16 protein-coding genes are annotated in these 16,143 nt (G+C 68.2%); 6 read left to right on the top strand and 10 right to left on the bottom strand.

Going from position 1 to position 16,143, the window contains the following annotated elements:
- Nucleotides 1–5 precede the first annotated feature (5 nt).
- From IU452_RS17075 to IU452_RS17065, 3 genes are all read right to left on the bottom strand, one after another.
- A complete protein-coding gene (locus IU452_RS17075) occupies nt 6–719 on the bottom strand; it encodes an MBL fold metallo-hydrolase (protein ID WP_195110037.1) in 714 nt (237 codons plus the stop codon).
- A gap of 103 nt (nt 720–822) precedes the next feature.
- Nucleotides 823–1,794, bottom strand: a complete 972-nt coding sequence (locus IU452_RS17070; protein WP_195110036.1) for a carbohydrate kinase family protein — start codon at nt 1,792–1,794, stop codon at nt 823–825.
- Between the two features lie 227 nt (nt 1,795–2,021).
- A complete protein-coding gene (locus IU452_RS17065) occupies nt 2,022–2,372 on the bottom strand; it encodes an iron-sulfur cluster assembly accessory protein (protein WP_195110035.1) in 351 nt (116 codons plus the stop codon).
- Between the two features lie 228 nt (nt 2,373–2,600).
- Between IU452_RS17065 and IU452_RS17060 the strand changes: the two genes are divergently transcribed.
- The gene (locus IU452_RS17060) at nt 2,601–3,275 is read left to right on the top strand and encodes a DUF3043 domain-containing protein (protein ID WP_195110034.1); all 675 of its coding nucleotides are present in this window, start codon (nt 2,601–2,603) and stop codon (nt 3,273–3,275) included.
- Between the two features lie 153 nt (nt 3,276–3,428).
- On the opposite strand, the gene IU452_RS17055 is transcribed toward IU452_RS17060, so the two are convergent.
- Nucleotides 3,429–3,614, bottom strand: a complete 186-nt coding sequence (locus IU452_RS17055; RefSeq protein ID WP_195110033.1) for a hypothetical protein — start codon at nt 3,612–3,614, stop codon at nt 3,429–3,431.
- An 86-nt stretch (nt 3,615–3,700) separates the two neighbouring features.
- Between IU452_RS17055 and IU452_RS17050 the strand changes: the two genes are divergently transcribed.
- Nucleotides 3,701–4,657, top strand: coding sequence for a helix-turn-helix domain-containing protein (locus IU452_RS17050; protein WP_195110032.1), 957 nt, complete (start codon nt 3,701–3,703; stop codon nt 4,655–4,657).
- 48 nt (nt 4,658–4,705) lie between these two features.
- On the opposite strand, the gene IU452_RS17045 is transcribed toward IU452_RS17050, so the two are convergent.
- The gene (locus IU452_RS17045) at nt 4,706–5,557 is read right to left on the bottom strand and encodes an alpha/beta fold hydrolase (RefSeq protein ID WP_195110031.1); all 852 of its coding nucleotides are present in this window, start codon (nt 5,555–5,557) and stop codon (nt 4,706–4,708) included.
- Between the two features lie 651 nt (nt 5,558–6,208).
- Here IU452_RS17045 and cobT point away from each other — a divergent pair.
- Both cobT and IU452_RS17035 read left to right on the top strand, forming a co-directional pair.
- Nucleotides 6,209–8,182 (top strand): nicotinate-nucleotide--dimethylbenzimidazole phosphoribosyltransferase, encoded by a 1,974-nt coding sequence (cobT, locus tag IU452_RS17040; protein ID WP_324192674.1) that lies wholly within the window; start codon nt 6,209–6,211, stop codon nt 8,180–8,182.
- A gap of 45 nt (nt 8,183–8,227) precedes the next feature.
- On the top strand, nt 8,228–8,977 hold the full coding sequence (locus tag IU452_RS17035) for an adenosylcobinamide-GDP ribazoletransferase (RefSeq protein WP_195110029.1): 750 nt from the start codon (nt 8,228–8,230) through the stop codon (nt 8,975–8,977).
- On the opposite strand, the gene IU452_RS17030 is transcribed toward IU452_RS17035, so the two are convergent.
- The 5 genes from IU452_RS17030 to asnB all read right to left on the bottom strand — a co-directional run bounded on the left by IU452_RS17030 (nt 8,978) and on the right by asnB (nt 14,294).
- Nucleotides 8,978–9,415, bottom strand: a complete 438-nt coding sequence (locus IU452_RS17030) for a pyridoxamine 5'-phosphate oxidase family protein (RefSeq protein ID WP_195110028.1) — start codon at nt 9,413–9,415, stop codon at nt 8,978–8,980.
- 63 nt (nt 9,416–9,478) lie between these two features.
- Nucleotides 9,479–9,886: an ester cyclase gene (locus IU452_RS17025; protein WP_195110027.1), complete on the bottom strand. Its 408-nt coding sequence runs from the start codon at nt 9,884–9,886 to the stop codon at nt 9,479–9,481.
- 33 nt (nt 9,887–9,919) lie between these two features.
- Nucleotides 9,920–10,576: a TetR/AcrR family transcriptional regulator gene (locus IU452_RS17020; RefSeq protein WP_324192673.1), complete on the bottom strand. Its 657-nt coding sequence runs from the start codon at nt 10,574–10,576 to the stop codon at nt 9,920–9,922.
- Between the two features lie 32 nt (nt 10,577–10,608).
- Complete coding sequence (locus tag IU452_RS17015) at nt 10,609–12,219, bottom strand: purple acid phosphatase family protein (RefSeq protein ID WP_195110026.1); 1,611 nt, start codon at nt 12,217–12,219, stop codon at nt 10,609–10,611.
- 149 nt (nt 12,220–12,368) lie between these two features.
- Complete coding sequence (gene asnB, locus IU452_RS17010; RefSeq protein WP_195110025.1) at nt 12,369–14,294, bottom strand: asparagine synthase (glutamine-hydrolyzing); 1,926 nt, start codon at nt 14,292–14,294, stop codon at nt 12,369–12,371.
- Nucleotides 14,295–14,712: 418 nt separating this feature from the next.
- Between asnB and IU452_RS17005 the strand changes: the two genes are divergently transcribed.
- Both IU452_RS17005 and IU452_RS17000 read left to right on the top strand, forming a co-directional pair.
- Nucleotides 14,713–15,711 carry a cytochrome c oxidase subunit II gene (locus IU452_RS17005; protein WP_195110249.1) on the top strand — a complete coding sequence of 333 codons (999 nt, stop codon included), beginning with the start codon at nt 14,713–14,715 and terminating at the stop codon, nt 15,709–15,711.
- 13 nt (nt 15,712–15,724) lie between these two features.
- Nucleotides 15,725–16,141 (top strand): cytochrome c oxidase subunit 4, encoded by a 417-nt coding sequence (locus IU452_RS17000; RefSeq protein WP_195110024.1) that lies wholly within the window; start codon nt 15,725–15,727, stop codon nt 16,139–16,141.
- The last annotated feature ends 2 nt before the right edge of the window (nt 16,142–16,143 follow it).

The following is a 16,143-nucleotide window of genomic DNA, read 5'->3' as shown; positions in this document are numbered from 1 at the left end:
GAGCCCTAGCCCGGCATGAGCATGTGCCACTGCTCCAATGTCTTCGGCCGCATCACGTAGTTGTTGTCGCGGACCGAGGACAACGCCGCATTGGGCTCCTGTGAATACCAGTGGCCGGGATATACCACCGGATCACCCTGCAACCCGGCCAGATAGCGCAGGCTGCGGAACATGGCGTCGGAGTCGCCGCCGGGGAAATCGGTGCGGCCGCAGCCGTCGATGAACAGGGTGTCACCGGCGATCAGGCGATCCTCGAACAGGAAGCATTGGCTGCCCGGCGTGTGCCCAGGGGTGTGCAGCAATTCGATCTCGAAACCACCGACGGCGACCTTGTCGCCGTGCTCGTGCCCGGTCAGCTCGCTCGGCGCGATACCGGTGACATTGGCGACCCACGGTAATTCCTGCTGATTCACGTGCACCGCGACGTCCACCCGTTCCAGCAGCTCACGCAGGCCGCGGAGGGTGAATCCGAGCATCGTGCCGCCCACGTGATCGGGGTGATGATGGGTGGCCAGCACGCCGGTCAGCCGCAGCCCGTCCGCCTCGGCGATATCCACCAGATCGCCCGCCGCATAAGCCGGATCCACGACCACGCACTCGCCGGTTTCACGATCACCGATCAAATACGCGAAATTGCGCATCTGAGTGGCGATCGGATCGCCCACGGCCCAATCCCGGCCGGACAGCAGCTGACGGAAATACAAACGGTCGGATCCCATGGATCTACCCTATTGCCCGGCAGCGAATTCCACGCATCCGGCCACGCTGTGAAACTTCACGGTGCCCGGCCGGTATTCACGAACTGCCCAACTGCGGGGCGGCTCAGTGCAGCACTGTGCCGATTTCCTCGGCCGCCTCGGCGCCGTAGGCGCTGCGGATACGCTCCAGCGCGCTCTCGCGCTCGAAGGTCCACTCCTGCGGACCGTCGGTCTCGAGCACGAGAACGGCCACCAGCGAACCCAACTGGGCCGACCGCTCCAGGCTGAGGCCGCCGGTATGGCCGGTGAGGAAGCCGGCGCGGAAGGCGTCGCCGATGCCGGTGGGATCCACCTTCGAGGTCTCGGGCACCACCTCGACGTTCACCTCGGTGCCGTCGCTGTCGACGATCTGCACACCCTTCGGGCCCAGCGTCGTGATCCGGATGCCCACCCGGCGGTCGATCTCGTCGAGGGTGAGACCGGCCTTCTGCCGCAGCAGCCCCAGCTCGTATTCGTTGGTGAACAGGTAGGCGGCGCCATCGATCAGCTCCAGCGCCTGCGTGCCGTCCAACCGGGCCAGCTGCTGGGAGGGGTCGGCGGCGAACGGAATGCCCGTTTCCCGGCATTCGCGGGTGTGGCGCAGCATCGCGTCCGGGTCGTCGGCGCCCACGAGGACCAGTTCCAGCTCACGGGTGCGGGAGATCTCGGCGATGGAGATCTCGCGGGCCTCGCTCATCGCGCCCGGATAGAACGCGGCGATCTGGGCCATTTCCTCATCGGTGGTGCAGATGAACCGCGCGGTGTGCGCCTTCTGCGATACGTACACGGCCGAGCAGTCGACGCCGTGCTGTTCCAGCCACTCGCGGTACTCCCCGAAATCCGGTCCCACCGCGCCCAGCAACAGCGGCGAACGGCCGAGCAGGCCCATCGCATAGGTGATGTTGCCGGCGACGCCGCCGCGGCGGATCGCGAGATCGTCGACGAGAAAGCTCAACGACACATGCTCGAGTTGGTCGGCGAGCAGCGCCTCGGAGAACCGTCCGGGGAAGTGCATGAGATTGTCCGTTGCGATGGATCCGGACACGGCGATCGTCACGAGAGCAGTCCTTCGGTATCGTGCGCTGCGCACGCTGGGGTCGTCGGGGTGTTACGAACTCGGTCGTCCGTAACGTACACCGTCCAAGAGCGGTCTCACCACCCTATCGTGCCCGGTGTCTCACTGGCGTGTTGGCTTGGGCCACAACCGGTCTCGACGTGCCCCGCGCACACGTCAGCGCGGAACCTCGGGAGGGGCCCCGCGCTGAGAGGTTTGCCCTTTATGTGTCAGTTGAAGCTGTCGCCGCAAGCGCAGGAGCCGGTGGCGTTGGGGTTGTCGATGGTGAACCCCTGCTTCTCGATGGTGTCGACGAAATCGATCGACGCGCCCTGCACGTAGGGGGCACTCATCCGGTCGACGGTCAGCGTGACGCCGCCGAACTCCGCGGTGAGGTCGCCGTCGAGACTGCGATCGTCGAAGAAGAGCTGGTAGCGCAGGCCGGCGCAGCCACCGGGCTGCACGGCGATCCGCAGCGCCAGGTCGTCGCGACCCTCCTGATCCAGCAGCGCCTTCGCCTTCGCGGCAGCGGCCTCGGTCAGAGTCACTCCGTGGGTGGCGGTCTCGTTCTGCACAGTCATGAACTCTCCTTCGGACCTGTGTTCCGTGAACAGCGCACGGCTCTCGAGCTGTCAACGCTTCTTCGCGGGTGGCTATTTCCAATCTTGCCACTCTCTCGGGCGTCGCAGGCCGGTCGACCCCTCGAACTGCGGGTCATCGTGTCCGATTCGGCCACGTTATGACCACTGACACACGCGCGGCGCGAACCGGATTTCCAGGTCGATCTGCTATCGAATAGCCTGGTCGGCGTGAAGTTCCTCCGCCGCGGCGATGCAAGCACCACCGACAACCTCGCCGACCAGACCTCGGCCGCCGACAGCGGCTCCGGCGGCGGCTCGGCCAACACCTCGGACCGGCCGGCCGCCACCGGCAAGGGGCGGCCCACTCCGAAGCGCCGGGATGCGCAGGGCCGCCGCCGCGGCCCGGTCGCGCCCGCCCCGTTGACCGCGAAGGAGGCCCGTGCTCGGCGCAAGGCCGCGCGCGGCACCCGTGAGGAGCGCAAGGCTGCCTCGGCGCAGCGGCGGGCCGATGCCGCCGAGCGGCGCCAGCGCATGCTCGCCGGTGAGGACAAGTTCCTGCCCGCGCGCGACCGCGGGCCGGTGCGCGCCTACGTGCGCGACCTCGTCGATGCGCGCCGCAACCTGGTCGGGCTGTTCATGCCGCTGGCGCTGGTGCTGATCTTCACCATGTTCCTGACTCCTGCCGTGCAGGCCTACGTCACGCTGGCCATGCTCGTGATGATGGCGTTCATGGCCGCCGAGGGCTTCCTGCTCGGCCGCATCGTCAACCGGCGGGTGCGCGAGCGCTTCCCCGACAGCACCGACTCGTCGCTCTCGCTGGGCTGGTACGCCTTCGTGCGGGCCTCCCAGGTCCGCCGCATGCGAGCCCCCAAGCCGCGGGTGAACCCCGGCGACGCCGTCTAGCCGCACCCTTCCAACAAACGCACCCCGCCCAGGGCCCTGGACGGGGTGCGTTCGTATGCGCGGGGTGCGGCTGGCTCGGGGTCCGGGTTCGTGGACGCCGGTGAGGGGGCGGCGCCCGGAACCGTTGGCCTGCCGTGCCCGCGGTGGGTGGGGTCAGCCGTGTTCGCGCATTGCGACCATGGCTCGGAGTTCCGCGTCGACACGCTGGGCATCGCGGTCGATGACGTCGGTCGATCCGAGCGGGGGCAGGGTCAGGCCGTGATGCATGAAGACGGACGGGGTGGCCAGGGCCAGCAGGAGGGCTCCGGCGGCGACGAGGAGAAGTAGTGAACTGAGCATGGCAGTAATTTTTCGCTCATATACTTCCCGCCACCAGTGGCAGTTGGGACATTGTTCGTAAATATTCGGCCACGTACACTTCGAGCATGCTCTCCAAGGTGTCGGTCGTGCTCAACGAACGCCTCGCGATGTTCGAATTCGGGGTCGTCTGCGAGGTTTTCGGGCTCGATCGCAGCGAGGACGGGTTGCCGGTGTTCGACTTCCGGGTGTGCGGCGCCGAGCCGGGCAAGCCCCTGACCTCCTCCACACCAGGGATAACCGTGACCCCTGAGTACGGACTGGAGGATCTGCTCGATGCCGACCTGGTGGCCATCCCGGCCTTTCCCGCGGGGGAGGAGATGGCCATCGATACCCGGGTGGTGCAGGCCGTTCGCGATGCCGTCGCGGCGGGGGCGACCGTGCTGACGGTGTGTTCGGGGGCGTTTCTCGCCGGTGCCGCGGGTCTGCTGGACGGGCGCAAGTGCACGACGCACTGGCGGTATGTGGACAAGCTCGCGGCGATGTATCCGTCGGCGACGGTCGATCCGGATGTGCTGTTCGTCGACGAGGGCAATTTGATCACCAGCGCGGGGACGGCCGCCGGTATCGATGCCTGCCTGCACCTGGTGCGCCGGGAGATGGGCAGCACCGTCGCCAACAAGATCGCGCGACGCATGGTGGTGCCGCCGCAGCGCGACGGCGGGCAGCGGCAGTTCATCGAACGGCCGGTGCCCGAATGCAATTCCGACAGCCTGCGGACCACGCTGCAGTGGATGGGCGAGCACCTCGAACTGCCGCATTCGATCGAGGACCTCGCCGCCCGCTCGGCCATGTCCACGCGCACCTTCGCGCGCCGCTTCGTCGCCGAGACCGGTACGACACCGGTGAAGTGGCTGACCAATCAGCGCATCCTGCTGGCCAAACACCTGCTCGAGGACACACCGTTGGATCTGGAGACCATTGCGGGCCGCTGTGGTTTCGGTTCCGGGGCACTACTGCGCCACCACTTCCAGCGCGTGGTCGGCATCGCCCCCACCGAATACCGCCGCCGCTTCGGCGCCTGAACGCAATGCTGGGGGTGAGCGCTCCAGATGGCGGGGGTGGTGCCGGGGTCACTCGGTGAGGAGGGTGTGCAGGATTTCGGAGGCGTGGGTCCAGAGCAGGGCGCCGCCCGCATCGGGGATGAGATGGCGGGTGGCGTGCGGGATCCGGGTGGCGAGGGTGGCGCCGTGGTCGGGGGAGTGGGTCGGGTTGGTGTCCAGGCCGCCGTACCAGAGGTGGACTCGGGCGGTGAGGTCCTCGACGCGGAACGGCCAGGGAGCCATGTGCAGGACGGTGTCGCGGGCATAACCCGCCGAGCCCTGCGTGAATCCTTCCTCCAAGGCATGGCGGAAGGCCTTCTCGAACGGAGGCTGCAGGTAGATCTGCCGATCCACCTCGGGGCTCCCCTCGATGCTCAGCCGCCACAATGTCTCCGCGCTGCCGAAGTCCGCGAATTCGGCTTCGGCACGGGCAGGCTCGTCGGCCACCAGGTCGACCAACTGCCGCCCCTCCGGCGTCAGTGCAAATGCGGGACAGGCGAGTTCGTCTCCCCCCGACACGATCGCCACCGCCGATGTGAGCCCCTGAGCCGCACAGGCGAGGGCGAACGGCGCGCCCTGTGAGAACCCCACGACCGCGGCACCGGAGAGCCCGAGATCCCGAATGTCATCGGCCCAGTCGAGCAACGTCCGCCCGGGTGCAGGCGTCGAACTCCCGAGCCCCGGACGATCCACCGAGATCAGCCGCACCCCCAACTCATCCAACACCTCCACACCGAACCCCAGCGACCGCCCCCATCCCGCCCCAGGACAGAAGAGCACCGGCCGACCGTCCCCGGGCCCCCATTCCGCCCAAGCCAACTCCCGCCCACCTCGCACCCCCGTAACCCCAACCCGCCCAGGCTTTTCCAAGATCACACCCATACCCCCATCCTGCCGCCCGCCCCACTCCCACCCGCAACCGAATATGCCCCACGGCCCCGCACCGACCGCTGGGGCGGCCGGTGCGGGGATGCGGAATTGCGTCGCCCGTGGGGATGCGGAATTGCGTCGCCCGTGGGGATGCGGAGTTGCGTCGCCCGTGGGGATGCGGGGTGCGCCCGCGAGGGTGCCGAGTGCGTCGCCACCCTGCGGGGTTGCGGAGTTGCGTCGCCCGGTGGGGATGCGGAGTGCGTCGCCTGCGGGGGTTGCGGAGTGCGCCCGCGGGGGCGAGGTGCGCGCCCATGGGGTGCGGATTTGCGTCGCCCCGTTGGTGCGCGCGCCTTATGCGTTGCTGGGTGCGCGCCCTGCGGGGTTGCAGAGTGCGCCCGTGGGGGTGCGGCGCACGTGCCCTGCGGGGTGTGGAGTGCGCCCCTTGTAGGGTTGGAGGTGCGACGTCGTGCGGGGGTATGAAGTACGCCCGGTTGGGCGGGGTGTTGTGTGCGGGGTGGTTGTTACTGGGGGTGGGGGTGGGGAGGGGGTAGTCGGTGTAGCCGGGGTGGGGGCCGCTGTAGAAGGTGGAGGTGGGTCTGGTTTCGTCCGAATAAGGCCATCCGGATGTGCGGGTATGGGTGGGGTGATTGGTACCGTGCTGGCGTGTTGAACGATGCTGCGAGCGGGCGTGGGCTGCGGACGCTGGTACTCGGTGGGGTGCGGTCGGGGAAGTCGGCGTTCGCCGAGGCGCTGGCCGGGCAGGCCGGGGCCGTGCGGTACATCGCGACGGCCGTGGTCGATCCGGCGGATGGGGAGTTCGCGGAACGGGTTGCCGCGCATCGGGTTCGGCGGCCGGGGGAGTGGACGGTGGTGGAGGGGGATCCGGTGGCGGCGCTGGGCGAGCCGACGCCGGTGACGTTGGTCGACGATCTGGGCACGTGGTTGACCGCGCGTATCGACGCACGAGCGGCCTGGGAGGCGCCGCGCGGCACGGTGGGACCCGATGTCGATGCGCTCGTCGGAGCGGTCGTGGGCTATCGGGAGCGGCTGATCATCGTGAGTCCCGAGGTCGGCATGGGTGTCGTGCCCGCCACCCGGTCCGGTCGGCTGTTCCAGGATGAGATCGGCGCACTCAACCAGCGCCTGGCCGAGATCTGCGACGAGGTGTACCTGGTCGTGGCGGGGGTGCCGACCCGGATCAAGCCCGGAACCGTTTCCGCCGAGGTCCTCGGCCTGGTCGAGGCCGCCGCTAGGGAAGCCGACGGTCCTGGGCTGATCGGTGTCGGGCCCGACTACACCGCCACCGAGACCGTTTCGCCGACTACCAGCGCCGAACCCATCGACGAAACCACCTCAGCCACCTCGGCTTCGATGGCCCAGGCCCCGGAAATTCAACGTGCGGAAGCAAGTTCGGCGGTCGATGCGACCGCGAGCGACGCCGTAGCGGGCGGCGGCGCGGAGTCGCTTCCGGTCGATCTCGAGGCAGGGCAGGAGCGCGGCACCGCTGCGGTGGCTTCGTCCGGCGGCGGTGCCGAGCGGCGGCTCGCCAACAATTCCCCATCCTTCGAGACGGCACCGGCATTCGGCCCGGTGGCAGCGCCGGATCCGCATGTCCGGGCCGAAGCCGAGACCCGGCAGTCCGAGTTGACCAAGCCTGCCAAGTCATTGGGACGGCTGGAGACACTGGGTAATTGGGTCGCCGCCTGTCAGGGCGTATGCCCGCCCAGACAATTCGAGCGGGCGCGTGTGGTCGTCTTCGCGGCCGACCACGGGATTGCGCGGCACGGGGTTTCGGCGTATCCGAGCGAAGTGACCGCGCAGATGGTCGCGAACTTCCTCACGGGCGGCGCCGCGGTGAATGCGCTGGCCCGTCTGGCCGATGCGACTGTGCGCGTGGTGGATATCGCCGTCGACGGCGACACCGACCCGAGCGTGTCGGCGTACAAGGTGCGCCGTGCCAGCGGAGCCATCGATCGCGAGGACGCCCTCACCGAACATCAGGTGTACGCCGCGCTGGCGGCCGGAAAGGCGATCGCCGACGAGGAGATCGACGGCGGCGCCGACCTGCTGATCGCCGGTGACATGGGCATCGGAAACACCACGCCCGCAACGGTTCTGATTGCCGCACTCACCGATACCGAACCGGTGCTGGCGGTCGGTCGCGGCACCGGTGTCGACGATGCCGGTTGGATGCGCAAGGCCGCCGCCGTCCGCGACGCGATGTGGCGGGCCCGCCCGCACCTGAAGGATCCGCACGCCCTGCTCCGCGTGGCCGCGGGCGCGGACGTGGCCGCCATCGCCGGTTACCTCGCCCAGGCCGCCGCCCGCCGCACCCCGGTGATCCTCGACGGCCTGGTCGTCACCGCCGCAGCCCTGGTGGCCGAGATGATCGCACCGGGCGCCAAGGATTGGTGGGTCGCCGGGCACCGCTCCACCGAACCCGCCCACCAACTGGCGCTGACCAAACTGGGCCTGCAACCCCTCGTGGACCTGGACATGCGCCTCGGCGAAGGCTCCGGCGCTCTCACGGCCCTCCCCATCCTCCGTGCCGCCGTCGCCACCCTCAGCGAAATGGCCACTTTCACCGACGCAGGCGTCAGCACAGCAGCCGCCCCCGCCCCGAGCAATGCCGTCTGACCACCGGCCCCCGCTCCCCGGCGAGGGTCGGAGGGGTGAGTCGGCGTGAGTGGGGTGCGGTTGGCGTTTTCCTGGCTGACGGTGTTGCCGGTGCGGGGGCCGGAGGCGGTGGATCGGGGTGGTGCGGCGCGGGCTATTGCGTTGGCGCCGTTTGTCGGAGTGGTGCTCGGGGTGGCTGCGGCGGCGTTGATGCGGGTGTTCGTGGCGGCCGGAATGTCTGTCGCTCTGGGTGGGCTGCTCGTTGTGGGGGCGTTGGCGTTGGTCACCCGCGGTATGCATTTGGATGGGCTGGCCGACACCGCCGACGGTCTGGGGTGTTACGGGCCGCCCGAGCGGGCTCGCGAGGTGATGAAGAGCGGGGGTGTCGGGCCGTTCGGGGTGGCCGCACTGGTGTTTGCCATTGGCGCGCAAGCCTTGTCGTTCGCCGCGCTGGCCGACGCGGGTCGCTGGTCGGCGATTGCGCTCGCGGTGGCGACCGGACGTGTCGCCGTGGTGCTCGCCTGTCGCCGCGGGTACGACGCGGCTCCGGGTGCCGGGTTCGGCGCGCTCGTGGCTGGCACCCAGCCGCGGCTGTCCATCGTTGTGTGGACCGTATTCGCCTTGGTAGCAGCAGTTTTCGCGGTGCCTGGGAAATATTGGCTCGGCCCTGTCGCCGTTGTGGCGGGTCTGTTCGGCGCGGGCATTCTGGTGCGCCACTGCGTCCGGCGTTTCGGCGGCCTCAACGGTGATGTCCTCGGCGCCACAATCGAAACGGCGGTGGGCGTGACCGCCGTCGTCCTGTCGCTCGGCTGCTGATCAGCGTCGCTTGGTGACCGACACACCCCTGCCGGGACGCCAGTGCTGGATGACGAGCAGCTCCTCGTTCTCGACGGAGGTGAGCACGACGTCGGTGAGGTCGAGCCGGAAATCGTGGACACCCGGCGGCGATTCGAAAGCCGCCTTGTCGGACCCGGTGATCTCGACCGCGACACCCATCACCTTCGCGTCACCGTCGCCGGGGTGGGCGTGTATCGCGCACCGCCCGTCACGTTGCAGGTCGCGCGCCTTCACGGCGCCGGGCATGGAGCCGAACATCAGGTCCGGACCGATGAACTCCACCTCCGACCCACTGACCCGCGGGGCGCCGTCGCGGCGCAGGGTCGCCAGCACATGGGTCTTGTGAGCCTCGAACCGCTGCCTCACCTGCGCGGCCAGCTCGGGTGCCTCGCGCTCGAAATCCAGCCATGTCGCCATGACGGCAGGATGCCAGCACCCACCGACAAGTTCGGTGCCCCAAGCCTTTTCACCAGGTAGGCGCTACATGCTCGAGACGCCCAGCTGCTGCATCATGCCCATGGCGTCGGAGATGGGCCAGTATTCGGCGAAGCGGCCGTTCTCCACACGGAAGATGTCGTGGCCGCTGAACGAGATCCGAGTGCCGGGGGCGACGGTCGCGCCGGGAATGCCGCCGCGATAGGAGCCGTGGAAGGTCCAGCGCGCGGCACACAGGTCGCCGTCGATGATCGGGCCGACGTCCAGAGTGTTCTCGATATCGGAGAACATCTCGTGCGACTGACGGATCTGCTCGGCCACCTCCTGCGGGCCGTGCACCTCTCGCGCGGGCCAGTGGCCCACGACGTCGGGGGTGAGTATCTGGTCGGCGACCGCGTAATCGCCGTACCACAGTTCGAACAACCAGCGTCGATACAGTTTGGCGATATCCATGCCCCCCATTTTGCGTACGCGTACGCAAAGCTGTCAACCATGGCCGATCAGGGCATCGACGAGCGCGGTCAGATCCTCGGCGATGTGGTCGTCGCGGTCGGGCGCGCTCCAATACGCACCCAGGGCGGCCAGCGTCGGGTAGGTGCCGGCGTCGGCACGGGCGGGAACCGCGACCTGATAACGCTCCCGATCGCGCGGCCGCTGCCGCCGGGTGCCCTGCAGCAGAACGCCGAGTGTGAACCGCCACACGACGCGATTGGCCGCCACGGCCCGGTCGAGGGGCAGGCCGCAGTCCTGCCAGGCGGAGTAGATCTCTTCGAGCAGCCACAGGATCGACGGCGCCATCACGTCGCCGCCCGCCAGGACGCTCACGATCCAGGAGTGCGCGGCTAGCTGATCGTGTTGCCACGCCAGCAGCGTGATCAGCCGCTCGCGCGGATCGGCGGGCAGGTCGGGCCGCGGCAACTCGCCCACCACCTGGTCCAGCAGCAGCACCAGCAGTTCGTCCTTGTCACGCACGTGCCGGTACAGGCTCATCGGCGCACAGCCCAGCGCGTCGGCGACCCGGCGCATCGACAGCGCGTCACCGCCCTCGCGGGCGACGATGTCCAGGGCGGTCGCCACGATCTGCTCCCGCGAGAGCCGGGTGGGTCGTCCCCGCTGCGGTGCGACCGATTCGTTCGCATTCACGAATCACAGTGTGGCATCCGGACCGGACGGGCCTACCCATCCGTTCGGGGGCGGGTGAGGGTGAACCGGTCGATCGGCTTCAGTTCGCCGGTGGGGCCGACCAGGGCGTAGTAGGTGGCGGTGATCGTGGTGTTTGCACCGGGACGGCCGGGGTCGACGTCGAAAGAACAGAAGCCGTAGGGATGGTCGGCGTCCTTGAACGCCGACCAGGGGGCCTGCTCGAGGACGTAGACGGGTGCCTTCTTACCGGTGGCGGGGTCGGCATTGCCCACCGCGGTGATGACCCGGCACTGCTGTCCGGGAAAGAAAAGGGCATTGGAGGGAACGGAGGTGCCTCCCCCGCCGATCACCAGATGCACCGTGCCCCTGGTGGTGTCGATGAGATCGGTGCGCGTGTCGGCGGGCTTCGGGGTCAGGGTTTCGGTGCCCAGGGTGCCGCGCACGGGATGCGAACGCTCGTAATGATGTTCGTGCCCGCACAGCACCAGATCGACCTGGTACTTGTCGAACAGCGGCAGCCACTCCTCGCGGATGCCGCGGTCGGCGCCGTTGAATTTGTCCGCCGAGGAGATCGCGGTCTGGTGCATGAACACCACCACCCAGTCGATGTCGCGGTCGGCGCGCGCGGCCGCCAATTCGGCTTCCAGCCAGCGCTTCTGGGCGCCGCCGGAGTATCCGCGCACATAGGTGTTACCGGAGTCCTGGTAGCAGATGTCGTCGTTGGCGACGGCGATCACGCGCATACCACCGACGGTGAAGGCGTACCACAGGCCCCGCGACAGATCCTCGCCGTGGTTGTCGGGCACGGTGAAATAGGTTTGGAATGCCTCGTATCCGATGGGGCCGTTGCCGAGTTCGTTCTCGTGATTGCCGGGCGCGGGCATCCATGGCCGATAGCGGGCCGAGCGAGAGTTGTTGGCCCACCAGTCGTTCCACGTGCGGATCCGGTCGGTGGCCAGGTTGGCGTAGCACAGGTCGCCGTTGACGAGGTTGAACAGCGGTGCCAGCCGCTCGATGCCGGAGGTGACGTCCCCGGCGAACGGGGAGCCGAGGTTGTCGTTGACGTACTTCCCGTTGTCGAGCTTGCCGAGGGTCGGGGTGCCCTGATCGCCGAAACTGGTGAACCGGAACGCCGCCCGGCCCGCCGGTGCGGTCCGCAGCGTACCCAGCTCCGGCGGCGCGCCGTCGTGCCCGGCCGCGTAGACGTAGTCGGTGTCGGGGGTGAGCCCGGTCAGTCGCGCATGATGGGCATGAACCTCCATGCCGGACTTGGCATCCCGATAGGTGCGCGTACGCGCCTGAATGACCGTGCCGAATCCGTCGGCGGCCGTGCCGAACCGCACCTTCGGATCCCGCACCGACCCGACCGTATGCCAGGAGACCACCGCCTCCCGCGCGGCATCGGCCCCGAACTGCAGATGTAGGCCCGAGACGCGCGGTGCGGCACTGCCATCCGGCCCGGTCAGCAGTTCCGCCGAGCGGGGCCAGTATTCGTGCTTCGAGGGAGTGGACCGGAGGGCCTCGGTGGCACCGGCCCCGACGGCCAGGCCAGCGATGGCGGCCACCCCCGACGCCCCGAACAACCACCGCCGACTCACACCCTGCTGAGGGTTGGTGCCCTGGGATTCCTCGTGCTCGGTCATGGGCCCTAGCTAACCGGCCCTCGGTTCTGGAAGCGCCACGACACGGCGAACTACAGGTGAACCGTCCCGCCCGCCGATGACCCCGCCGCCCGGCCTGGCGGCCGAACGGCGGGGAAGCGACGGGGCTCCGCCGGGCAGCGGGGCTGGATCTACAGGCGCACCGGGTAGGTGGGCTCTTGGATGTCGGGCTTGATGCGGTCCTCGACGAAGATGCCGTGCCAGACCATGAAGACCAGGAGGGTCCAGAGGCGGCGGCTGTGGTCGGCGGTGCCGGTGCGGTGCTGGTCCAGCATGGATTTGATGGCCGTCTTGTCCAGCAGGTGGTCGGTTTGGGAGTCGGCGATCTGCTGGGCTGCCCAGTCGTAGAGTTCCGGACCGCGCAGCCAGTGGCGCAGGGGGACCGGGAAGCCGAGCTTCGGGCGGTGCAGCACGTGCGGTGGGACGATGGTTTCCAGCGCCTTGCGCAGGGCGTACTTGGTGGTTTCCTTGGTGATCTTCTGGTCGAACGGGATCTGCTCGGCGACCTCGAAGACCTCCGGATCCAGGAACGGCACCCGCAGCTCCAGCGAATTGGCCATGGTCATCTTGTCGGCCTTGACCAGGATGTCGCCGCGCAGCCAGGTGAACAGGTCCAGATGCTGCATGCGCGCCACCGGATCCCAGCCGCGCGAGCGGGCGTAGATGGGCGCGGTGACGTCCTGATGCGTCCACTCCGGCCGGAAGTCGCGCAGCACCGCCCGCAACTGCGCGTCGCTGAAGCTGCGCGCGTTGCCGTAATAGCGCTCCTCGAGCGTCAGCGAGCCCCGGTGCAGCAGGCTCTTGCCGCGGGTCCCCTCGGGAATCCGGTCCGACAGCTTGCCCGCCAGCCTGCGCACCCCGCGCGGCAGATATTCGAAAGGCTTCAGCGACAACGGTTCCCGGTAGATGGTGTACCCGCCGAACAGCTCGTCGGAGCCCTCACCCGAGAGCACCACCTTGACGTGCTTACGGGCCTCCTTGGCCACGAAATACAGCGGCACCAGCGCCGGATCGGCGACGGGATCGTCCAGATACCAGACGATTTCGGGAATCGCGCTCGCGAAGTCCTCCGGGCTCACCACCCGGATGTAGTGCTCGGCCCCGATCGCCTCCGCGGTCTCCGCGGCCACATCGGCCTCGGAATACCCCTCCCGTTCGAAGGCGGAGGTGAACGTCAGCAGGTTCGGGTTGTGCCGAATCGCCAGCGCCGCAATCGCGGTGGAGTCGATGCCACCGGACAGGAACGAGCCGACCGTCACATCCGCCCGCATATGCTTGGCGACCGAATCCTCCAGCACCGCGGCGATCTCGCGGTAGCGCTTGTCCTCGCCGCCCGCCGCGAACGGCCGCACCCGGAACTTCGGCTCGAAATACCGTGTCACCTGCGGCGTCTCGCCCGGCTGCAGGGTCGCGTAGCAGCCGGACTCCAGCCGCCGGACATCGCGATGCAACGATTCGGGCTCCGGCACATACTGCAGCACCGTGTAGTGCTCCAGCGCCCGCACATCCAGCTCATCCGAAAGACCCAGCGGCTCGAGCAGTTCCAGCAGGCTCTTCTTCTCGCTGGCATAGGCGGTGCCGTTCGGCCCGGTGGCCAGGAACAGCGGCTTGATGCCGAAGGGGTCGCGCGCCAGCACCAGCCGATGCGTCTCGGTATCCCAGATCGCGAAGGCGAACATGCCCCGCAAGCGGGCGAACGCCTCGGTGCCCCAGTAGTGGTAGGCCGCCACGATCGACTCGCCGTCACCCTCGGTGCGGAACCGCGCGCCGTGCTCGGCGGTCAGCTGCTCACGCAGCTCCAGGTAGTTGTAGATCTCCCCGTTGAACGCCAGCGCATACCGCTCCGGATGCTCCGGCGGCCCCCAGAACAGCGGCTGGTGCGAATGCTCGATATCGATGATCGACAGCCGGTTGAAGCCCAGGATGATGTGCTCGTCGTGCCAGGTGCCGCGCTCATCGGGCCCCCGATGGCGGCCGCAGTGCAGGGCGTCGTAGACCTGCTGCACGACAGCGTCGGTCGCCACATCGGCTGTCAGAAATCCGAGCAGTCCACACACTGCGTCGAGAACCTCGCTTCGCGTCGGGATCCCGGCGAAAAGCACGCCGGGACATCAAGGGGCCGGGAGCACCGAGTTTCAACTGGGCCGGGTCCGAGTATGCCGTACCGGGGGTCGTCCCGCCGTCCCCGGTGTGTCGAATTCGACCCGGTCACAACACAGCACCCGGTTTGGTCTACGCTGCGTAGTACTCGGGAACTCCCGGGGCGGATCGTGCGTTGGCACCCGTCCGTCCGCGAGCGGCCCGAACGTGCTGAATATGCGCCGCCCGGTCACCGGGCGGCGCCGAGTCGGATAGACGACCAGGAAGGCGTTGAGCGTGGCGCACAAGGCGAGCGAAGCGATAGGGGCACGACCCGGCGGAGGCGCGACCTCCGGCCGGGGCCGCATCCTTCGGCGGGCCGGGCTGGCGGTGTCCATGGGGATCACCGTGCTGCTCGTCTCGGGCTGCTCGATCGACAATCCCGTGCTTCGATTCGGCTGGCCCACGGGTGTGACCCCGCAGGCGACCAAGATGCGGGAACTGTGGACGTGGTCGGTCGTCGCCGCCCTGGCGATGGGCGTGCTGGTGTGGGGCCTGACGTTCTGGACCGTGGCCTTCCACCGCAAGAAGGCCAACTCGCCGGAGTTCCCCCGCCAGACCGGCTACAACGTCCCGCTGGAGCTGAGCTACACCGCGATCCCGTTCGTGATCATCGCGGTGCTGTTCTACTTCACCGTCGTCGTGCAGAACTACGTGCACGAAAAGATCTCCAACCCGGACGTGGTCGTCGACGTCACCGCCTTCCAGTGGAACTGGAAGTTCGGCTACCAGAAGGCCGTGCTGGCCGGTGGCCAGGTCTACGACGGTGTGGACAACACCCGGCAGGGCCTGAACCAGGAGATCATCGACGAGTACAAGGAGCGCCACGCCAACGGCCACCCGCAGCCGGGTCCGTTGCACGGCAAGCCCGCCAACGACATCTCCTACCTGCACTACGACAAGGTCGAGACGATCGGCTCCAGCCAGGAGATCCCGGTGCTGGTGCTGCCGACCAACAAGGTCATCGAGTTCCAGCTGGCCTCGGCCGACGTCATCCACTCCTTCTGGGTGCCGGAGTTCCTGTTCAAGCGGGACGTGATGCCCAACCCGAAGGAGAACCACTCCGACAACACCTTCCAGATCACCAAGATCGAGCGTGAGGGTGCGTTCGTCGGCCGCTGCGCGGAAATGTGCGGCACGTTCCACTCGATGATGAACTTCGAGGTGCGCGCGGTCAGCCCGGAGAAGTTCGAGCAGTACCTGAAGGCCCGCGAGGCCGGTCGGACCAACGCCGAGGCGCTGGCGACCATCGGTGAGTCGCCGGTGTCGGTCACGACCCACCCGTTCAACACCGAGCGCACCGCCCGCGGCGCGACCGTGGCCGAGAGCAAGTGAGGACTGATCTGACATGAAGGTCGAAGCACGCATCTTCGAGCTGCTCACGGTGTTCTTCATCATCGTGGGTGTCGTCTACGCCTTCTTCACCGCCCAGTCGCGCACCGGTGTGGAATGGGCGGGCACCACCGCCATCGTGCTCACCGCGGGCCTGACCCTGATCGTGGGCACCTACTTCCGCTTCGTGGCGCGTCGTCTCGATCTGCGGCCGGAGGACTACGAGGACGCCGAGATCGTGGACGGCGCCGGTGACCTGGGCTTCTTCTCGCCCGGCAGCTTCTGGCCCATCCTGATCGCCGCGGCCGCCTCGGTGACCGCCCTCGGGTTCGCCTTCTTCCAGCTGTGGCTGATCGCCATCGGTGTGGTGTGCATCCTGATCACCGTCGGTGGCCTGGTGTTCGAGTACCACCTGGGTCCCGAGAAGCACTGATC

The organism is Nocardia transvalensis, from assembly GCF_015477765.1.
GTDB classification, from domain to species: Bacteria; Actinomycetota; Actinomycetes; order Mycobacteriales; family Mycobacteriaceae; genus Nocardia; species Nocardia transvalensis_A.
Note: the sequence above shows the minus strand (reverse complement) of the source record. Positions and strands in the feature narration are given on the sequence as shown.

Excerpts from the sequence above, each read along its gene's own strand:
- IU452_RS17030 (WP_195110028.1), bottom strand. The coding sequence starts at position 9,415 with ATGGCGACATGGCTGGATTTCGAGCGCGAGGCACCCGAGCTGGCCGCG.
- IU452_RS17015 (WP_195110026.1), bottom strand. The coding sequence starts at position 12,219 with ATGACCGAGCACGAGGAATCCCAGGGCACCAACCCTCAGCAGGGTGTG.
- IU452_RS17065 (WP_195110035.1), bottom strand. The coding sequence starts at position 2,372 with ATGACTGTGCAGAACGAGACCGCCACCCACGGAGTGACTCTGACCGAG.
- IU452_RS17045 (WP_195110031.1), bottom strand. The coding sequence starts at position 5,557 with ATGGGTGTGATCTTGGAAAAGCCTGGGCGGGTTGGGGTTACGGGGGTG.
- IU452_RS17025 (WP_195110027.1), bottom strand. The coding sequence starts at position 9,886 with ATGGATATCGCCAAACTGTATCGACGCTGGTTGTTCGAACTGTGGTAC.
- IU452_RS17000 (WP_195110024.1), top strand. The coding sequence starts at position 15,725 with ATGAAGGTCGAAGCACGCATCTTCGAGCTGCTCACGGTGTTCTTCATC.
- IU452_RS17055 (WP_195110033.1), bottom strand. The coding sequence starts at position 3,614 with ATGCTCAGTTCACTACTTCTCCTCGTCGCCGCCGGAGCCCTCCTGCTG.
- IU452_RS17050 (WP_195110032.1), top strand. The coding sequence starts at position 3,701 with ATGCTCTCCAAGGTGTCGGTCGTGCTCAACGAACGCCTCGCGATGTTC.
- IU452_RS17005 (WP_195110249.1), top strand. The coding sequence starts at position 14,713 with ATGGGGATCACCGTGCTGCTCGTCTCGGGCTGCTCGATCGACAATCCC.
- IU452_RS17075 (WP_195110037.1), bottom strand. The coding sequence starts at position 719 with ATGGGATCCGACCGTTTGTATTTCCGTCAGCTGCTGTCCGGCCGGGAT.